Origin of the sequence: Sphingomonas jejuensis (genome assembly GCF_011927695.1) — a bacterium.
In the GTDB taxonomy this organism is placed as follows: Bacteria; Pseudomonadota; Alphaproteobacteria; order Sphingomonadales; family Sphingomonadaceae; genus Sphingomonas_K; species Sphingomonas_K jejuensis.
Map to the genome: position 1 here is coordinate 326,591 of NZ_JAATJE010000001.1, position 18,826 is coordinate 345,416.

Below are 18,826 nucleotides of genomic sequence, written 5' to 3' on the forward strand. Positions count from 1 at the left end.
AAAAGCTATCGGGAACAGGTTTACGGAAAGCCGATGCTCCGGACACCTCCCGGCGCGATCAGCAGGGCCACCCTCCCTACGGTTTCGTTTACAGGAAGCGTGTCGTTCATTCCTCCCAGCCGGTGACGTCATGCCCGCCAAACACCATCCGGCGGATGGGTGCGGCGGTCAGCGACGCGGTAAAGCCGGGCACCGGCGCACTGGCGGCGGTCAGCCGGGTCAGATGTTCGGGATCGAGGCGCAGACTGGCGGCGGCGATATTGCCTTCCAGTTGTGACGCCTCCCGCGCGCCGATCAACGTCGAGGCGACACCGGGCCGGTGCAGCGTCCAGGCTAGCGCGACTTCGGCCGGTGACCGTCTCAACTCGTCCGCGACGGTCGTCAGCGTGTCGAGGATATCCCAGTTGCGGTTTGAGAACTTGCTGTCGCCGAACGGGTTGGCGCCGCTCAGGCGGCCGGTGCCGGATGTGTCCTCCCGCCGGTACTTGCCCGACAGAAAGCCGCCCGCCAGCGGGCTCCAGGGAATGACGCCCATGCCACCCTCGCGTGCGACCGGGACATGCTCGGCCTCCACATCGCGTGCAACGAGCGAATATTCGACCTGTATCGCGATCGGCCCGGGCACGCCGCGTTCGCTCGCGATCGTCGCGGCCTTGCAGGCCAGCCATGCCGGCATGTCAGAGAAGCCATAGTAGCGGATCTTTCCGGCGCGCACGAGGTCGCCCAGCGTCTGAACAATCTCTCCGACCGGCGTCACGCCGTCCCAGATATGCATCCAGTACAGGTCGACATAATCGGTGCCGAGTCGTCGCAGCGACGCGTCCAGCGCCCGGTGGATGTTCTTCGCGCCGGCGCCCCCGGCATGGGGATTGCCGCGACCGGCCTGCCCCGCCGCCAGCGGGTTGGCGGAGGCGTTGAAGCCGAACTTGGTCGCCAGCACGATCTCGTCCCGGACACCCGCATCCGCGATGAAACTGCCGAGCAGCCGCTCGCTTTCGCCACCGGCATAGATGTCCGCGGTATCGACGAAGTTGCCACCAGCCTCGCGATAGGCATCGAAGATTGCCCGCGAGGTCGCCTGGTCGGCCCCCCACTCACCGAGGCCGAAAGTCATGGTGCCAAGCGCAAGCGGGCTGACAACGAGGCCCGAGCGGCCAAGGGTGCGGTAATTAAAAAGCGACATAACCAGACTTTCGTAGCGTTCGATATGAAACCTATGCTAGAGCAGGCCGATGAGGTCAATCGATTCCACAGCGATCGCTACGAATCCTGGCGCGGAGGGTAGCGCCAGGCGCAAGGGCGGACGTCCGCTGTCGTTCAACCGCGATGCGGCGCTCGATCGAGCCATGCACCTGTTCTGGCGGCACGGGTACGAAACGACGTCGATCAGCGACCTGACTGCCGCGATGGGGATCACGCCTCCAAGCCTTTACACGGCATTCGGCGATAAGCGCCGCCTGTTTCTGGAGGCCGTGCGGCGCTATGCGGGCGAGCCGGAGGCGGCCGAGGCGGCCATCGCCGATGCGCCGAGTGCGCATGATGCCGCCCAAACTTTGCTGACCGGCGCCGTCGAGATGTTCACGGGGGCGGACACGCCGCCCGGATGCCTGCTCGCCAGTGCGACCGCGAGCGGGTCGGCGGCATCGCAGGACGTCCAAGCGGTGGTCGCTGCCTATCGTCGCCGCATCACCGATGCCCTCACCGCGCGTATCGAACGGGACGTGGCGGCCGGTGTGCTCCCACGCGGTGCGGACGCTGGGGCGCTCGCTGGGCTGGTTGTTGCGGTCATCCAGGGCTTGTCCGTGTTGGCACGCGATGGCGCGCCAAGAACGGCTCTGGCGGGCGTCGCAGACGCTGCGCTCCGAGCCTGGCCTGAGGATGTGACTGCTTGAGTTCGCCGCACCCGTCGATCGAGTGGTCGTCGCGTCGCGGCTTTCTGGCAGCCGGAGCAGGCGGGTTGCTCGCATTCAGCTTCGGCCGTGCTCTTGCAACGAACGGGGAAGGACATGCCATGTCTGGATCGCCTTATGGCGACGCGCCGCTGGCACCCGGCATCCGGTCACGGGTGGTGACGGGGATCAACGGCCTCGACGTGCATCTGCTCGAGGCGGGGTTTGGTGATCCGGTCCGGCCGCTCGCATTGTTGCTGCACGGCTTTCCCGACCTCGCCTATGGCTGGCGGCACCTGATGCCGCTGCTGGCAGAGGCCGGCTATCACGTCGTCGCGCCCGACCAGCGAGGGTTTGGCCGCACGACTGGTTGGGTGAACGACTATGACGCGCCGCTGGCGCCGTTCGGGCTGCTGAACCTGGTTCGCGATGCGCTCGCGCTGGTCTCGGCGCTCGGTCACCGGCAGACGGCGCTGCTCGTCGGCCATGACTTCGGGTCGCCGGTGGCGGCTTACTGCGCCATTGCTCGCCCTGATGTGTTCCGGTCCGTTGTCCTGATGAGTGCGCCGTTCCCCGGCGTCCCGACGCTGCCTTTTGACACAGCGAATGGAAGCGCCATTGCGACCCCCGTCGCGGACCCGCACAAGCTGACAAAAGCGCTGGCCGCGCTCGACCCGCCACGGGTACTCTACCAGCAGTATCTCGCGACGCGCGAGGCGAACGAGGACCTCTCCCATCCAGCGCAGGGGCTGCATCGGTTCCTGCGCACCTTCTTTCACGTGAAGAGCGGCGACTGGCCCGGAAACATGCCGCATCCGCTCACGGATCCGTCTGCCGGGGCGTTTGCGGCGCTGCCGACCTACTATGTCATGGAACGCGGCACGACGATGGCACAGAACGTCGCTCCGTTCGAACCCAATGCGGCGCACGTCGCAACGTGTCGCTGGCTTACCGAACCCGAACTTGCTGTCTATGTGAGCGAATATGCGCGCACCGGCTTTCAGGGCGCGCTGATGATGTATCGCGTGCTCGCCGATCCATTACTCAACAGGGAACTGCGGCTGTTCTCCGGCCGGACGATCGACGTGCCTTCCCTGTTCGTCGGCGGGACGAAGGACTGGGCGACCTATGTCGCGCCGGGCGCGCTCGACCTGATGCGGTCAGGCGCGACCACGCAGTTACAGGGCATCGAGATTATCGACGGGGCGGGCCACTGGATCCAGCAGGAGAAGCCGGCGCAGCTCGGCAGGCTGCTGCTGGATTTCGCACCCAAGTCGCCAGCATGAGGCGCTTTCTCGTTTCTCCATCCTTTTTGGCGAGGCCGCGATCCGAAAAGGTCCGCTGTTGCGACCCGCCTTGTTAAGAGCTCACCCCGTTTCCCAAACAGAAGCGGACGTGATCGTTTGAACCGGAGGCGGTGAGCTACAGGGCCACGACCTGGCTGGCCTCAGCGCCACACCAGTCCGCTGATAGCGCACTCGAAAAGACGGCCTGACCGCGCCTTTCTCCGTTCGCCCCTTGCCGACAGGCGCCTTACCGCTTCAGCCGCGCGGCTTCCGCGGCGGCGGACGCAAGCCGGTCGGCGCGCTCGTTGTCGGGGTGGCCGGCATGGCCCTTCACCCAGGTCCACTGGATGCGGTGAGGCTTGGCCGCCTCGATCAGCGCCTGCCACAGCTCGGCATTCTTCACCGGCTTGCGGTCGGCGGTCTTCCAGCCGTTCTTCTGCCAGCCCTTCACCCACTTGGTGAGGCCGTCCATCACATAACGGCTGTCGGTGGACAGGGTGACCGCGCACGGGCGGCTCAGCGCCCTGAGCCCCTCGATCGCGGCGGTCAGCTCCATGCGGTTGTTGGTGGTCTCCGGCTCGCCGCCCGACAGCTCCTTCTCGACGGTGCCGAACCGCAGCAGCGCGCCCCAGCCGCCCGGCCCCGGATTGCCCTTGCACGCGCCGTCCGTCGCGATCTCCACGCTCGACATTTCGTTCACCGGAAAGCGTCCCCGTTCGCCTGATACCATTCCAGCCGGCGCAGATAGGCGAGCGGGTCCTTGCGTGTCACCAGCGCGTCGGCGGGCGTGTTCAGCCAATCCCAGGCGCGCGTCAGCATAAACCGGATGCAGGCGCCCTCCGCCAGCACGGGCAGCGCCGCGCGCTCCTCCGCCAGCAGGCCGAACCGGGCCGCATATCCCGACACCAGCGCCGGGCCGACCCCGTCGATCGGGTGACCTTCCGTGTCGAACGCCCAGGCCGAATGCATCACCGCCACGTCATAGGCGCGGATGTCGGTGCAGGCGAAATAGAAGTCGATCAGCCCGGTCACCGCGTCGCCCAGCATCAGCACATTGTCCGGGAACAGGTCGGCATGAATGGTCGCGACCGGCAGCGCGTGCGGCCAGGCGCGCTCCACCCGGGCAAGGGCCGCGTCGATCCGGTCGAACAGCCCGGGCGCGATCGTGTCGATGCCCCGCCCGCACCGCTCCAGCAGCGGGCGCCATCCGGCGATCCCCAGGTCGTTCGGCCGGGTTGGCGTGAAATCGGCCACCGCCGCGTGCAGCCGGCCGAGCGCCTCGCCCGCCGCCGCCGCCTGCGCCGCGGTCGGGCGCGATGGCGACACGCCCGGCAGGAACTGGATCAGGCAGGCGGGCCGGCCCTCCAGCGTGCCGATTGCGTTTCCTGCACTATCCAACAGCGCGCGCGGCGCCGGCACGCCCGCGGCGTCAACTTGGTCCACAAGCGCAAGGAAGAACGGCAGGTCCGCCGCCGACACCCGCTTCTCATACAGGGTGAGGATGAACCGCCCCCGCGTCGTCTCGACCAGGTAGTTCGAATTCTCGACACCCTCGGCGATCCCCTTCGCCGACACCAGCTCGCCCTGGTCGTAGCGCTTCAGGAAAGCGCCCAGCGCTTCGGCCGGAACCGCGGTATAGACCGCCACGTCAGCTGGGCTGGAGCGCGCGCGGCAGCTTGAACGCCATCCGCTCCACCGTTTGTTCGACCTCGCGCTCCTCGATGTCGAAACGCTCGGCGAGCTTCGCGACGACCTCTCGCACCAGCGTCTCGGGCGCCGACGCGCCGGCGGTGATGCCCAAGGTGCCGACACCCTCCAGCCAGTCGAAGTCGATCTCCGCCGCGCGCTGGATCAGCCGGGCCGATGTGCCCTCCCGCTCGGCGACCTCGACCAGCCGGACCGAGTTCGAGCTGTTCGGCGCGCCGATCACCAGCATTGCGTCGCAGGCCGATGCGATCGCCTTCACCGCCGCCTGCCGGTTGGAGGTGGCGTAGCAGATGTCCTCCCCGCGCGGCGCCTGGATCAGCGGGAACCGCTCCTGCAGCGCCCGGACCATCTCCGCCGTGTCGTCGACCGACAGGGTGGTCTGAGTCAGGAAGGCAAGGTTGGCGGGATCGTCGACCTGGAGCGCCGCGACATCGTCCAGCGTCTCCACCAGCGTCATGCGGCCGATGGGCACCTGGCCCAGCGTCCCGATCACCTCCGGGTGACCGCGGTGCCCGATGAACAGGATGTGCCGCCCGTCCTGAACCAGCCGCTCGGCCTGCCGGTGGACCTTGGACACGAGCGGGCAGGTGGCGTCGAGATAGTCGAGCCCGCGCGCTTCCGCCGCCGCCGGCACCGCCTTCGGCACGCCGTGCGCGGAAAAGACGACGGGCGCGCCGTCGGGCACCTCGTCCAGCTCCTCCACGAACACCGCGCCCTGCGCGCGCAGATTGTCCACCACATAGCGGTTGTGGACGATCTCGTGCCGCACATAGACGGGGGCACCGTGCTTCTCGATCGCGAGTTCGACGATGCGGATGGCGCGGTCGACACCGGCGCAGAAGCCGCGCGGCGCGGCGATCAGCAGCTGGAGCAAGGGACGGCGACGGGTGAGCATGTCCATGCCGCTGCCCTACGCCATTGCTTGCGGTTGCAAAAGCAGCTTCCTATGGTCCGCCTCGTCTTGCGGGCCTGCGCGTCCGGCTCGTGCTTAGGGAAGTTCATGCGTCACGCCACCACGTCGCTCGCCGCTCTCGCGCTCGTCCTTGTTGGCGGATGCCAGCGCAACCTGGAGATCGATTCGAGCGGCGGCGTGTCCACCGTGCGCTCCGCCTGCCCGGCGGTTGGGATCCCGGCGGGCACCGGCGACATCACGCTGTTCAACCCGGAAAACAGCCGCACGGCCGACGCTATCGACGTCACCGCGTCCATCACCAACCTGCGCACGCAGTGCGGCGATCAGGGCGACCAGATCGTGTCGCGCACGACCTTCGACGTCCAGGCGCAGCGCCGCGACAACCGCGGCGCGCGGCAGGTGGTCCTGCCCTATTACGCATCGGTGGTGCAGGGCGGCACCAGCGTCGTTGCCAAGCGCGTCTCGCGCGTCACCCTGAGCTTTGCCGACGGGCAGTACCGCGCGACGGCGCAGGGTGAGGCGAGCGGCGTGGTGTCGCGCGCGGCCGCGACGATCCCGGCCGAGATCGAAGCGCAGATCACCCGACGCCGCCGCCCCGGAGACGCCGATGCCGCGGTTGATCCGCTGGCGGATCCGACGGTGCGGCAGGCGGTCGCCAGGGCCAGTTTCGAACTGCTGGTGGGCTTCGCCCTGACCCCGGAACAGCTGCGCTACAACGTCACGCGCTGATGCGCGCCAAAGGTCGTTGACAGCGGCGCGACCGCCGACCAAGGCTCCAACCGTCACCGCCGGAAACGGCGGGGGTACGCGCGGGAGAGCGTCCGGCCCGAAAGGTGCCGTGCCGCCGAAGGAGCAACCGCCCCGGAATCTCTCAGGCCCAAGGACCGCGCGGGCTCAAGACGCTCTGGAAAGAGGCCGCGCGTCCTCGCGCGTCCCACCGAAGGGGTAAGCGGCGGTCCGCCCGTCGTGAAAGCTCTCAGGTTCCGTGACAGAGGGGGCGACGGATCACCCGCGGCAGGCGCGGGCGACGTCGTTCTCGATGAGGTGACGGATGAGCGAGATTGTTGACGGCACCCACGCCGGAGCCGACCAGATCATGCCCCAGGCTGACGAGGACGAGGACGGTCCCTCGATCCGCTCGCTTCCGCTCGACGCCTGGCACCGCGGACGCGGCGCCCGGATGGTCGAGTTCGCCGGCTACCATATGCCCATCCAGTATGACGGCATCCTGCCGGAGCATCTCTGGACGCGGGAGCATGCCGGACTGTTCGATGTCAGCCACATGGGGCAGCTGCGGCTGACGGGAGAGGGCGTGGAGACCGCGCTGGAATCGCTGCTGCCCGCCGACATTACCGGGCATCCGATCGGAAAGGCGCGCTACTCGCTGCTTTTGTCGGAGGATGGCGGCATCCTCGACGATCTGATGCTCACCCGGGCGCCGGACGGATCGATCTACATGGTGGTCAACGGCGCCACCAAGTGGGACGACATCGCCCATCTGCGTGAGCATCTGCCGGACGACATCACGATCAACCATCTGGAGGATCAGGCGCTGGTCGCTGTGCAGGGCCCGACCGCGGTGGCGGCCGTGGCGCGGCTGGTGCCGGGCGTCGACGGTCTGACCTTCATGGACGCAGGCGCGTTCGACTGGGCGGGGACGCCGCTCTGGATCAGCCGGTCGGGCTACACCGGCGAAGACGGCGTCGAGATCTCGCTGCCCGCAGACGCAGCAGCGGCCTTCGTGGACGCGCTGAGCGCCGACCCCGAAGTGCGCCCGATCGGCCTCGGGGCGCGCGACTCGCTTCGCCTCGAAGCCGGTCTGCCGCTCTACGGCCACGACCTCGATCCAGAGACCACTCCGATCGCCGCCGATCTCGGCTTCGCGCTGTCGAAGCGGCGCCGGGAGGAGCGCGGCTTTCCGGGTGCGGATCGCATCCTGGCGGAACGCGAGGCCGGTCCGGCGCTGAAGCGTGTGGGCCTCGCCGTGGAGGGGCGTCAGCCCGTGCGGGAGGGCGCAACGGTGATCGATGAATCCGGTGCCGCCACCGGACACGTCACGTCGGGCGGCCACTCGCCCTCGCTCGGCCGTGCCATCGCGATGGCCTATGTGCCGCTGTCGCAGGCCGTGCCGGGTTCCACCGTCAGGCTGTCGCAGCGTGGCAAGATCCACGAGGCAGCCGTTGTGGCGCTTCCGTTCGTTCCCCACCGCTACCACCGCAAGGGAGACCAAAAATGAGCCGCTATTTCACCCGCGAGCATGAATGGATCGAAGTGACCGGCAACGGCGCCACGGTCGGCATCACCGACTATGCGCAGCACCAGCTTGGCGACATTGTCTTCGCGGAGGTGCCGGCTGTCGGACGCACGCTCGCCAAGGGCGACGAGGCGGCCGTGGTGGAGTCGGTGAAGGCGGCGTCCGACGTCTATTCACCGGTGTCCGGCACCGTCACGGAGGGCAACGAGGCGCTGTCCGACGATCCGTCGCTGGTCAACTCGGCGGCCGAGGGCGACGGCTGGTTCTTCCGCATCGACCTCACCAACCCGTCTGAGCTCGACGGGCTGATGGACGAGGACGCCTACAAGAGTTTCGTCGCCGCGCTGTAAGCCGGCGCCTGATCCCGCGGAGAGCCCAGGACATGCGTTACCTTCCCCTGACCACCGACGATCGCCGACAGATGCTCCACGCCGTCGGTGCCGAGAGCATCGACGATCTGTTCGTCGACGTGCCGGAAGCGGCCAGGCTTTCCGGACCCATCGAGGGTCTGCCGATGCACGCCAGCGAGATGGCGGTGGAGCGGCACATGTCCGCGCTCGCCCGGCGCAACCTGGTGGCGGGGGAAGTGCCCTTCTTCCTCGGCGCGGGCGCCTATCGCCACCACGTCCCCGCGAGCGTCGATCACCTGATCCAGCGCGGCGAGTATCTGACGGCCTACACGCCCTATCAGCCGGAGATCGCGCAGGGCACGCTGCAGATGCTGTTCGAGTTCCAGACGCAGGTCGCACGCCTGTTCGGCTGCGACGTCGCGAATGCGTCCATGTACGACGGCTCAACCGCCTGCTGGGAAGCGATCAGCATGGCCGGCCGTGTCACCCGGCGGAAGCGCGCGGTGCTCTCGTCCGGGCTGCATCCGCATTATGTATCGGTCGCCAGGACGATGGCGAAGTTCACCGGCGACACGCTCGACACCGCAGCGCCCGAACTGAATGCAATGACCGACGGCGAGCGGCTGCTGGCGGCGATCAACGGCGAGACGTCGTGCGTGGTGGTGCAGTATCCGGACATCCTCGGCCGCATCGCTGACCTGTCCGCTGTGGCGGCGCGCGCGCACGAGCATGGCGCGCTTCTGATCGCGGTGGTGACGGAGCCGGTGGCGCTGGGCGCGATCAAGTCCCCCGGCGAAATGGGTGCGGACATCGTGGTGGGTGAAGGCCAGTCGCTGGGCGTCGGCCTGCAGTTCGGCGGGCCCTATGTCGGGCTGTTCGCGTGCAAGGACAAATATGTCCGGCAGATGCCGGGCCGGCTGTGCGGCGAAACCGTCGACGCCGAAGGAAAGCGCGGGTTCGTGCTGACCCTGTCCACGCGTGAGCAGCATATCCGGCGTGAAAAGGCGACGTCCAACATCTGCACCAATTCCGGGCTCTGCGCGCTTGCGTTCAGCATCCACGTCACGCTGCTCGGCGAGGCGGGGCTGCGGACGCTGGCGTCCATCAACCATGACGGCGCGGTGCGCGCGGCCGAGCGGCTGGGCAAGGTTCCAGGCGTGCGTGTGGTGAACGACAGCTTCTTCAACGAATTCGTGGTGGAGCTGCCCGTGGAGGCGCGGCCGGTGGTGCGGACGCTGGCCGACCGGGGGATCCTGGCGGGCGTCTCGCTGGGCCGGCTCTATCCCGGTGAGGAGAGCCTGGCGAACGGGCTGCTGGTGGCGGTGACGGAGACGACCACCGCGGACGACATCGATGCGCTTGCAGAAGCGCTTGAGGAGGTGCTGGCATGAGCGTGAACGCAAGCGGATGGCGTCCTGAGCGTCCGGCGAACGGCGGGTCCGGTGCAGGCGATGCGACCGCCACCTTCAGCGGCAACCGCGCGCTGATGCTGGACGAGGCGCTGATCTTTGAGATCGGCACGGCGGAGACGACGGGCGTCGACCTCGATGCATCGATGCTGGACGACGGGCGCGGCAATCGGCTGGGCGGGCTTGCCCGCACGGCGCCGATCGGCCTGCCGGGCCTCAGCGAACCGGAGACGGTTCGGCACTACACGCGGCTCAGCCGCCAGAACTACGCCATCGACCTGGGTCTGTTTCCGCTCGGATCGTGCACGATGAAGCACAATCCGCGCTTGAACGAGCGCATGGCGCGGCTGCCCGGCTTTGCCGACATCCACCCGCTGCAGCCGGTCGACACCGTGCAGGGCGCGCTTGCCGTCATCAACGAGCTCGCCTTCTGGCTGATCGACCTGACCGGCATGCACGGCGTGGCGATGAGCCCCAAGGCCGGCGCGCATGGCGAGCTGTGCGGCATCCTGTGCATCAAGGCGGCGCTGGAGAAGCGGGGCGAAGGTGATCGCAAGGTCGTGCTGGTGCCCGAAAGCGCGCACGGCACCAACCCGGCGACGGCGGCGTTCGCCGGGTTCAAGGTGGAGGGCATTCCCGCCAACGCCAACGGCCGTGTCGACCTTGAAGCGCTGAAGGCGCGGCTGGGACCGGACGTGGCGGCGGTGATGATCACCAACCCCAACACCTGCGGCCTGTTCGAGCCGGACATGAAGGCGATCTCGGACGCGGTGCATGCCGCCGGCGGTTACGTCTATTGCGACGGCGCGAACTTCAACGCGATCGTCGGTCGGGTGCGGCCGGGCGATCTCGGCATCGATGCCATGCACATCAACCTCCACAAGACCTTCTCCACCCCACACGGCGGTGGCGGTCCCGGATCGGGCCCGGTGGTGCTGTCGGAGGCGCTGTCGCCGTTTGGCCCGCTGCCCTACACCGCGCGTACCGCAGACGGGCACATCCACCTGATCGAGGAGGAGCGCGCCGAGGAGTTCTCGAACGAGCATTTCGGTGGAAAGCTCGACAGCTTCGGCCGCATGACCGCATTCCATGGCCAGATGGGCATGTTCACGCGCGCCTTGACCTACATCCTCAGCCACGGTGCCGACGGGCTGCGGCAGGTGGCGGAAGACGCGGTGCTGAACGCCAACTACGTCCTGCGTCAGCTGGAAGGCGTGCTCGAGGCCCCCTTCGCGCATTCGGGGCCGTGCATGCACGAGGCGCTGTTCTCGGACGAGGGCTTCGCCGACGGCTTCTCCACGCTCGACGTGGCCAAGGGCCTGATCGACGAGGGCTATCACCCGATGACCATGTACTTCCCGCTGGTGGTGCACGGCGCGATGCTGGTGGAGCCGACGGAGACCGAGTCCAAGGCGGCGCTGGATGCCTTTATCGGCTCGCTTCGCGCCGTGGCGGAGCGGGCACGCGCCGGCGATGCGGCCCTGAAGGCAGCGCCGGTCCACGCTCCCCGCCGCCGGCTCGATGAGACGCTGGCGGCGCGAAAGCCGATCCTGGCGTGGAAGGATCCGGCGCCGGTCGCCGAAGCCGCCGAGTAGGGCAGGCACGTCCCCCGCCGGCGCGGAAGCACGCCGGCGGGGGGTGGCACCTGTCGTCCAAGCGATTGGCGGTGCTGCGGTTTTCTGCTGATCGGCGGTGGACCTGCGGGCGAGTGCGGGCGTTGGGGGATGGACCGACGCTGCCGGAGAGCCTCCCATGATCGACGACCCCACCCGCCGTACCCTGATCGGCGGTGCCGCCATCGGTCTCGCCGCAGCGGCCACCCCGGCCATGGGCCAGAACCGCAGCAGCGGCGGTGCAGCCGCGGCGCCAACGCCGGCGTCGCGGCCGGTCGACCCGCAGACGAAATATACGCGCCAGCCCTTTCCGGAGCAGCGGCAGGACTGGCCGGGCCTGGCGCGCGACATGAACCCCCGTCCCGACCATGGCGAGACAAGCTATCGCGGGTCCGGCCGCCTGGCCGGTCGGGGCGCGCTGATCACCGGCGGAGACAGCGGGATCGGTCGTGCGGCGGCGATCGCCTATGCGCGCGAAGGCGCCGACGTTGCCATCAACTATCATCCGGACGAGCAGCCGGACGCCGACGAGGTGGTGGCGCTGATCCGCCAGGCCGGCCGGCGCGCTGTGGCGGTGCCCGCCGACATCCGCACAGAGCGTGCGTGCAATGCCATGGTGGAACGCGCAATCGAGCAGCTCGGCGGGCTCGACATCCTGGTCAACAACGCCGCCTACCAGCAGAGCAAAGCGTCGATCATGGAGATCAGCGCCGAACAGTTCGACCGGACCTTCAAGACCAACGTCTATGCGACCTTCTGGATCAGCAAGGCCGCCATTCCCGCGATGCAGCCGGGATCGGCGATCATCAACACCATTTCGGTGAACAGCTGGACCCCGGGCGAGGAACTGCTCGACTACGCATCCACAAAGGGTGCGCTGCTGATCTTCACACGTGGCCTTGCCAAGCAGCTCGCCAAGCGGGGCATCCGCGTGAACGCCGTGGCACCGGGACCGGTCTGGACTCCGCTGCAGGTCGCCGGCGGCCAGCTGCCGGGGCAGATGGGGCAGTTCGGCCAGGACACGCCGCTCGGCCGGGCAGGCCAGCCCGCCGAGCTCGCCGCGCTGTTCGTCACGATGGCGTCGGGCGAGTCGAGCTTCACAACCGGCAGCGTGATCGGCGCCCATGGCGGCGACGGACAGCCCTGAGTCGGCGCTGAGCCGGGCACCGGCGGAGCGGGAGGGATCCTAATCTGCCGGCCCGGCGAGGGATGAGCGTTCGCGCAGCAGCCGATGCTCGCGGTAGATGATGTAGAGCCCCGACAGGATCACCAGCGGCGCGCCGAGCCAGGTCGTCCCGGCCGGCAAGGTGCCGAAGACCAGCCAGCCGATCAGCACTGCCCAGATGAGGCTGGAGTAATCCATCGGCAGCACCACCGAAACGGGCGCCATCCGAAGCGACGCCGTCAGAGCAAGCTGCGCGATGCCGCCGGTGGCGCCAAGGGCGGCAAGCACCGCCCATGTCCGGGCGTCATGCATCTGACCGAACCGAAGCATCAGCAGCCCGAGCGGGATCATCGACAGCCCGGTGAACCAGGCGACGGTGGTGGGCGCGCCCTCGGTACGGCCGATCTGGCGAAGGGTGATGCTGACGCCCGCCGTGACGATGGCGCCCGCCACGCCCACGGCGATGCCAGCTGCGGGCAGCGCCCCCGATCCCGGCCTGATCGCGAGCACCACGCCGGCAAAGCCGACCAGCACTGCCGACCAGCGATGACGGCCGGTCGGTTCCGCCAGCAGCAGCGTCGACAGGATGGTTGCGAAGATCGGCACGCTGAAGCCGATCACGGTGGCTTCCGCGAGCGGCAGCAGCAGGAAGGTCGTGAAATTAAGCGCCATGCCTGAAAGCCCGATGGCCGTGCGCCAGACATGGGCGCCCGGCCGATGGGTGCGGAGCGCGGCCATCCCGCCGCCGCTGAGCGCGATCCACGCGCCCACCATCGGGATGGCGAAGGCCTGCCGGTAGAACAGGATCTCGACAACGCTCACGCCCCTGTCTGCCGCCAGTTTCCCGAGCGCGAACATGGCCGACAGGCAGATGGCCGACAGCAGCCGGACGGCAATACCGGCAAGACGGCGGTCCGGCCGGGCGGCGATCTGAACGGGGGCGGGCATGGCGTCCTCCTTTGCCCCTCCGGCCTGTGCAGTCCAGCGACGGCGCGCTTGCCCCCGCTCGTTTGGCGCGTCATGGACGTCCCAAATAGGCGAGGAGTTAAGCAGCATGCGTGACATCGATCATCTGATCGTCGGTGGCTCCGGTGGTGGCGGCGCGGCCCGGCACGGCGACGTGTTCGACCCGAACAGCGGCCAGGTGCAGGCGCGCGTGCCGCTGGGCGATCGCGCATTGCTGGACCGCGCGGTGGCGGCGGCGCAGGCCGCGCAGCCTGGCTGGGCAGCGACCAATCCGCAGCGGCGCGCCCGCGTCATGTTCCGCTTCAAGGAACTGGTCGAGCAGAACATGGATGCGCTCGCCCGGTTGCTGTCGTCCGAACATGGCAAGGTGGTCGCCGACGCCAAGGGCGACATCCAGCGCGGGTTGGAGGTGATCGAGTTCTGTTGCGGCATCCCGCACGTCACCAAGGGCGAATACACGCACGGCGCGGGGCCGGGCATCGACGTCTATTCGATGCGGGTGCCGCTCGGCATCGGCGCGGGCATCACGCCCTTCAACTTTCCGGCCATGATCCCGTTGTGGATGTCGGGGGTGGCGATCGCCACCGGCAACGCCTTCATCATGAAGCCGTCGGAGCGCGACCCGTCGGTGCCGGTGCGGCTGGCCGAGCTGTTCCTGGAAGCGGGGCTGCCCGAGGGCATCCTGCAGGTCGTCCACGGCGACAAGGAGATGGTGGACGCGATCCTCGATCATCCGGCGATCTCCGCCGTCAGCTTCGTCGGATCGTCGGACATCGCGCATTATGTCTATCGCCGCGGTGTCGAGGCTGGAAAGCGCGTCCAGGCGATGGGCGGGGCGAAGAACCACGGCATCGTCATGCCGGACGCCGACATGGACCAGGTCGTCAAGGATCTGACCGGCGCCGCCTTCGGTTCGGCCGGAGAGCGCTGCATGGCGCTGCCCGTCGTCGTCCCGGTCGGCGACAGGACCGCCGACGCGTTGCGTGAGGCGCTGCTTCCCGCGATCGAAGCCCTGCGCGTCGGCGTGTCGACCGACGACGAGGCGCATTACGGCCCCGTCGTCACCGCGCAGCACAAGAAGCGGGTCGAGGACTGGATCCAGACCGGCGTCGACGAAGGCGCCGAGCTGGTGGTCGACGGTCGCGGCTTTACGCTTCAAGGGCATGAGAACGGCTTCTTTGTCGGCCCGACGCTGTTCGACCGGGTGACCACCGACATGTCGGCGTACAAGGAAGAGATCTTCGGCCCCGTGCTGCAGATCGTCCGCGCTCCCGATTTCGAAACGGCCGTGCGGCTGCCGAGCGAGCACCAATATGGCAACGGCGTCGGGATCTTCACGCGCAACGGCCATGCCGCGCGTGAGTTCGCCGCGCGAGTCAATGTCGGGATGGTCGGCATCAACGTGCCGATCCCGGTGCCGGTCGCCTATCACAGCTTCGGCGGGTGGAAGCGGTCCGCGTTCGGCGACATCAACCAGCACGGCATGGAGGGCGTCCGCTTCTGGACCAAGACCAAGACCGTCACACAGCGGTGGCCGGATGGATCCGTGCTGCCGACCGGCAGCGAGGATGGCGGGCCGAGCCGCATTAACGACGCCTTCGTCATTCCCACGATGGGGTGAGGACGGTGCGGCGCTTCGCGACTTTGCTCTTGCTGGCATGGGGCGGCAGCGCCGCCGCGATCCCGCCGCCCGCGCCACCGATCGAGGTGCGCAGCGGCCCTGAGGTCATCTGCACGCCACGCTATGCCTTGCGTGTGGAAGCCGGCGAGAAGGCGGAGCGGCATGGCGACGACTGGTGGATCCTGATCGCGGGCGGCCGCCAGCTGTTCGTGCGGGTGGATGTGCCGCCCGCCGAGCAGGCGCGCCCGATCGTCCTGTCGGATGGGCGTGCCGGACGTACGATCATGCGCCGCGTCTTTCCCGGCGGTGATCGCCCCGGCCGGATCTATTGGCTGGGCGAGCCTACGGTGATGGTGGCATCAACACAGGTCGAGGAGGATGCACTTGTCGGCCGCGTCCTGCTGGCGGCTGCGCGTGACGAGGCCTGTGCGCACAGCCGCTGACCATCTGGCGTCAGTGGCCGGCTGAGGCGGCGCACGTCGGGCGTTCGGGAAAAGTCGCGGCGACCATCCGGCCGGGGTAGGAGCGCTGATCCAGCATCCTCCCGTCTTGCGCCAGCGTCGGGTGCGCTGCAGGACCCTAGCATCGATGCAGCCGTTTCACGCCTCCCTCCCGCCCGCGCTCGCCACCTTGATGGCGGAGCATGGTGACTGGATCGGCCTGATCCTTCTCCTCGCGCTGTTCGCCGCCTTCGCGCTCGAGCGATTGCCCCCCGTCGTGGTGGCGGTCACCGGCGGCATCGCCATGATGCTGCTCGGCTTCATCGCGCCGGGTGCGCTGCTTCAGGTCTTCGGCAACCCGGCGCCGATCACCATCGCGGCCATGTTCGTGCTGTCGGGCGCACTGTTGCGGACAGGTGTGCTGGAGGCGGTATCCGGCTGGGTGATCGGTCGCGCCAGGCAGGGCCCGGTTCGGGCTCTGGCGGAAATCGGCCTCGGCACCGTCGGCGCATCGGCGGTGATGAACAACACGCCCGTCATCATCGTCCTGATCCCGATCGTGAAGCGGCTCGCCAGGGTGCTCGGCATCACAGCGACCCGGCTGCTGATCCCCTTGTCCTATGTGTCCATCCTCGGCGGCACGCTGACGCTGATCGGGACCTCTACCAACCTGCTGGTGGACGGCGTGGCGCAGGAGCAGGGGCAGGCGCCGTTCGGCATCTTCGAGATCAGCCTGGTCGGCCTGGCGACGGCGGCAGTGGGCGCCGCCTTCCTTGCCCTCACCGGACCGTTCCTGCTGCCCGATCGGGCGGAGGCGGACTTGAGGGGGACGTGCGGAGAGCGAGAGCTACCTGTCGCATCTGCTTGTCCGCGCCGGCAGCGCCCTCATCGGCCGCCGTCTGGCGGATACCGGGCTGTGGCGGCGGCCGGGCGTCGACGTGCTGGCGGTTCGGCGGGGGCGGAACACCGTGCGCGCGGACATCGATCGCCATGTGCTCGCGGAGGATGATCAGCTGATCATCGCCGCCAGTCCCGCCGAGCTTGCGTCCCTTGCCGAAGCGGATGATTTCGGCGTGGGCCTGAAGGGACTTGGCACCGGAATCTCGCTGGTCTCGCCTCGTCAGCCTGCAGACGTCCAGTTGATCGAGGCGCTGATCTCGCCGTCTCATCCGGCGATCGGTCGCAGGCTTGCCGACATTCCCATGCTGTCGCGGCTAAAGGCGAGGGTGCTGGGCCTGTCGCGGCCGCGACATCTGCGGGTCCGGACCTTGCCAGCGCCCGCCTTCGCGCGGGCGATCGCCTGCTGATCGCGGCGGGTGCCGACGGTGCGGAGGCATTGCAGGCGAACACCGGCCTTGCCCAGGTCGCGGAGGCGCCCGCGCGCAGCTTCAAGCGTCGGCGTGCGCCCATTGCCGTCGCGACGCTGGCAGGGGTCGTGCTGCTCGCGGCGCTGTTCGGGCTGCCCATCGAGGCGCTGGCGTTGACCGGCGTCGCTGTGGTGCTGCTCAGCCGTTGCATCGAACCGGAAGAGGCATGGAGCGCGATCGACGGCAACACGCTGGTCCTGATCTTCGGCATGCTCGCGTTCGGCACCGGACTACAGAACGCGGGCACCGTAGAGCTGATCGTCGGTATGCTGTCGCCACTGCTTTCCGCAGCGTCGCCCCTGCTGCTGCTGGTTGCCGTCTATGGGGTCACGAGCATCCTGACCGAAACCATCACCAACAATGCCGTCGCGGTGATTATGACGCCCATCGTCATCGAACTGGGCGCGGTGACCGCGATGGATCCGCGCGCGCTGATCGTGGCAGTGATGTTCGGCGCCAGCGCAAGCTTCGCCACGCCGATCGGTTACCAGACGAACACGCTGGTCTACGGCGCTGCCAATTATCGCTTCACCGACTTCGTGAAGATCGGCTTGCCGATGAACATCGTCGCCGGGATCACGGCCTGCCTCGCAATCAGCGTCTTGTTCTGAACCGGCGCTCTGAACCGGCGCACGGACGCGCTGCGGCACGGTCAGTTGCCGGCGCCCTCGCGTTCCAGCACCATGGCGATGCCCTGGCCGCCGCCGATGCACATCGTGACCAGCGCATAGCGACTGCCGGTGCGCTCCAGCTCCGCGATCGCCTTCACCACAAGGATGGTGCCGGTGGCGCCCACCGGATGGCCGAGCGAGATACCCGATCCGTTCGGATTGACCTTATCGGGGTCGAAGCCCAGCGCGTTCGAAACCGCACAGGCCTGTGCGGCGAAGGCCTCGTTCGATTCGATGACGTCGATCTGATCGAGCGAGAGGCCGGCGCGCTCCAGCGCCTTCGGCACGGCCTTGATCGGTCCCAGGCCCATGTGGCTCGGTTCGACGCCGGTATGGCCCCAGCCGAGGATGCGGGCGATCGGCGTGATCGCGCGGCGCTCCGCCTCTGCCAGCGATGACAGGATCACGGCGGCGGCACCGTCGTTGATGCCCGATGCGTTGCCGGCGGTGACGGTGCCGTCCTTCTGGAACGCGGCCCGCAATCCCGCCAGCGTCTCCACCGTCGTCTCGCCCTTCACATGCTCGTCATGGTCGAACACGCGCGTGCCGCCTTTCGCCTTCACCTCGATGCCCAGGATCTGGTCGGCGAAGCGGCCGTCCTGCTGGGCGCGGTGCGCGCGCGCATGGCTTTCGGCAGCCGCGCGGTCCTGCGCCTCGCGCGTGATGCCGTGATCACGCGCGACGTTCTCGGCGGTAATGCCCATGTGGTACCCGTCGAGCGGGTCGCTCAGCACCTCGATCATCGCGTCGACCATGCGGACGTCGCCCATCTTCTGTCCGAAGCGCGCGGCCGCGACATAGTGCGGCGACCGGCTCATCACCTCCGCACCGCCTGCCGCCGCGACGTTGACCTCGCCGAGCGCGATCATCTGCGCGGCGGAAACGATCGACTGGACGCCCGACCCGCACAGACGATTGAGCGTCAGCGCAGGCGATGTGACGGGGACACCTGCCTTCAGCGCCGCAACCCGCGCCAGATAGGCGTCCTTGGGTTCGGTCTGGATCACCTGGCCCATCACCACATGCTCGATATCCTCCGGTGCCAGGCCGGCCCGGCGCACGGCCTCCGCGATCACCTTGGCGCCAAGGTCGCTCGGCGGCGTGTCCTTCAGGCTGCCGCCGAAGGTGCCGATGGCGGTGCGCACGCCCGACAGGATTGCGATCGGTTCCATGAA

Annotated in this window: 19 protein-coding genes and 1 riboswitch; of the genes, 13 read left to right on the forward strand and 6 right to left on the reverse strand. The window is 68.4% G+C overall.

The features are described 5' to 3' along the window. Positions 1–106 precede the first annotated feature (106 nt). Positions 107–1,183 (reverse strand): aldo/keto reductase, encoded by a 1,077-nt coding sequence (locus GGR88_RS01685; RefSeq protein WP_167952355.1) that lies wholly within the window; start codon positions 1,181–1,183, stop codon positions 107–109. 163 nt (positions 1,184–1,346) lie between these two features. Here GGR88_RS01685 and GGR88_RS01690 point away from each other — a divergent pair, with 163 nt between their 5' ends. Next, complete coding sequence (locus tag GGR88_RS01690; RefSeq protein ID WP_245196411.1) at positions 1,347–1,892, forward strand: TetR/AcrR family transcriptional regulator; 546 nt, start codon at positions 1,347–1,349, stop codon at positions 1,890–1,892. A gap of 65 nt (positions 1,893–1,957) precedes the next feature. Continuing rightward, a complete protein-coding gene (locus GGR88_RS01695) occupies positions 1,958–3,175 on the forward strand; it encodes an alpha/beta fold hydrolase (RefSeq protein WP_209023172.1) in 1,218 nt (405 codons plus the stop codon). A 247-nt stretch (positions 3,176–3,422) separates the two neighbouring features. Here GGR88_RS01695 and rnhA read toward each other — a convergent pair whose 3' ends face one another. Genes rnhA through ispH form a run of 3 tightly spaced genes read right to left on the reverse strand, consistent with a single transcriptional unit; the run spans position 3,423 to position 5,783 of the window. After that, the gene (gene rnhA / locus GGR88_RS01700) at positions 3,423–3,866 is read right to left on the reverse strand and encodes a ribonuclease HI (RefSeq protein WP_209023260.1); all 444 of its coding nucleotides are present in this window, start codon (positions 3,864–3,866) and stop codon (positions 3,423–3,425) included. 5 nt (positions 3,867–3,871) lie between these two features. Continuing rightward, on the reverse strand, positions 3,872–4,822 hold the full coding sequence (gene thrB / locus GGR88_RS01705) for a homoserine kinase (RefSeq protein WP_167952361.1): 951 nt from the start codon (positions 4,820–4,822) through the stop codon (positions 3,872–3,874). 1 nt (position 4,823) lies between these two features. Continuing rightward, a complete protein-coding gene (gene ispH, locus GGR88_RS01710; protein WP_167952363.1) occupies positions 4,824–5,783 on the reverse strand; it encodes a 4-hydroxy-3-methylbut-2-enyl diphosphate reductase in 960 nt (319 codons plus the stop codon). Between the two features lie 99 nt (positions 5,784–5,882). On the opposite strand from ispH, the gene GGR88_RS01715 reads away from it, so the two are divergent. The 6 genes from GGR88_RS01715 to GGR88_RS01740 all read left to right on the forward strand — a co-directional run bounded on the left by GGR88_RS01715 (position 5,883) and on the right by GGR88_RS01740 (position 12,568). Next, the gene (locus GGR88_RS01715; protein WP_167952365.1) at positions 5,883–6,524 is read left to right on the forward strand and encodes a hypothetical protein; all 642 of its coding nucleotides are present in this window, start codon (positions 5,883–5,885) and stop codon (positions 6,522–6,524) included. A 71-nt stretch (positions 6,525–6,595) separates the two neighbouring features. Then, positions 6,596–6,692: riboswitch (glycine riboswitch) on the forward strand. 199 nt (positions 6,693–6,891) lie between these two features. Further along, positions 6,892–8,031: a glycine cleavage system aminomethyltransferase GcvT gene (gcvT, locus tag GGR88_RS01720; RefSeq protein ID WP_167954285.1), complete on the forward strand. Its 1,140-nt coding sequence runs from the start codon at positions 6,892–6,894 to the stop codon at positions 8,029–8,031. Beyond that, positions 8,028–8,399, forward strand: a complete 372-nt coding sequence (gcvH, locus tag GGR88_RS01725; protein ID WP_167952367.1) for a glycine cleavage system protein GcvH — start codon at positions 8,028–8,030, stop codon at positions 8,397–8,399. Before gcvT ends, gcvH begins: the two co-directional genes overlap by 4 nt. Positions 8,400–8,431: 32 nt before the next feature. Continuing rightward, positions 8,432–9,790: an aminomethyl-transferring glycine dehydrogenase subunit GcvPA gene (gene gcvPA, locus GGR88_RS01730; protein WP_167952369.1), complete on the forward strand. Its 1,359-nt coding sequence runs from the start codon at positions 8,432–8,434 to the stop codon at positions 9,788–9,790. Then, entirely contained in the window at positions 9,787–11,403 is a 1,617-nt protein-coding gene (gene gcvPB / locus GGR88_RS01735; protein WP_167952371.1) for an aminomethyl-transferring glycine dehydrogenase subunit GcvPB, read from the forward strand. Before gcvPA ends, gcvPB begins: the two co-directional genes overlap by 4 nt. A 157-nt stretch (positions 11,404–11,560) precedes the next feature. Continuing rightward, positions 11,561–12,568 carry an SDR family oxidoreductase gene (locus GGR88_RS01740; protein ID WP_167952374.1) on the forward strand — a complete coding sequence of 336 codons (1,008 nt, stop codon included), beginning with the start codon at positions 11,561–11,563 and terminating at the stop codon, positions 12,566–12,568. 39 nt (positions 12,569–12,607) lie between these two features. Here GGR88_RS01740 and GGR88_RS01745 read toward each other — a convergent pair whose 3' ends face one another. Beyond that, complete coding sequence (locus tag GGR88_RS01745; protein WP_167952376.1) at positions 12,608–13,534, reverse strand: DMT family transporter; 927 nt, start codon at positions 13,532–13,534, stop codon at positions 12,608–12,610. A gap of 106 nt (positions 13,535–13,640) precedes the next feature. Here GGR88_RS01745 and GGR88_RS01750 point away from each other — a divergent pair, with 106 nt between their 5' ends. From GGR88_RS01750 to GGR88_RS15150, 5 genes are all read left to right on the forward strand, one after another. Beyond that, positions 13,641–15,173: a CoA-acylating methylmalonate-semialdehyde dehydrogenase gene (locus GGR88_RS01750; protein ID WP_167952378.1), complete on the forward strand. Its 1,533-nt coding sequence runs from the start codon at positions 13,641–13,643 to the stop codon at positions 15,171–15,173. A gap of 5 nt (positions 15,174–15,178) precedes the next feature. Beyond that, on the forward strand, positions 15,179–15,616 hold the full coding sequence (locus GGR88_RS01755; protein WP_167952380.1) for a hypothetical protein: 438 nt from the start codon (positions 15,179–15,181) through the stop codon (positions 15,614–15,616). 145 nt (positions 15,617–15,761) lie between these two features. Beyond that, entirely contained in the window at positions 15,762–16,622 is an 861-nt protein-coding gene (locus GGR88_RS15140; protein WP_245196412.1) for an SLC13 family permease, read from the forward strand. Continuing rightward, on the forward strand, positions 16,528–16,920 hold the full coding sequence (locus GGR88_RS15145) for a TrkA C-terminal domain-containing protein (RefSeq protein WP_245196503.1): 393 nt from the start codon (positions 16,528–16,530) through the stop codon (positions 16,918–16,920). The genes GGR88_RS15140 and GGR88_RS15145 overlap by 95 nt, the downstream gene beginning before the upstream one ends. Before the next feature lie 29 nt (positions 16,921–16,949). Continuing rightward, entirely contained in the window at positions 16,950–17,591 is a 642-nt protein-coding gene (locus GGR88_RS15150; RefSeq protein WP_342449692.1) for an SLC13 family permease, read from the forward strand. A gap of 41 nt (positions 17,592–17,632) precedes the next feature. Here GGR88_RS15150 and bktB read toward each other — a convergent pair whose 3' ends face one another. Further along, positions 17,633–18,823, reverse strand: a complete 1,191-nt coding sequence (gene bktB / locus GGR88_RS01765; RefSeq protein WP_167952382.1) for a beta-ketothiolase BktB — start codon at positions 18,821–18,823, stop codon at positions 17,633–17,635. Positions 18,824–18,826: the final 3 nt, after the last annotated feature.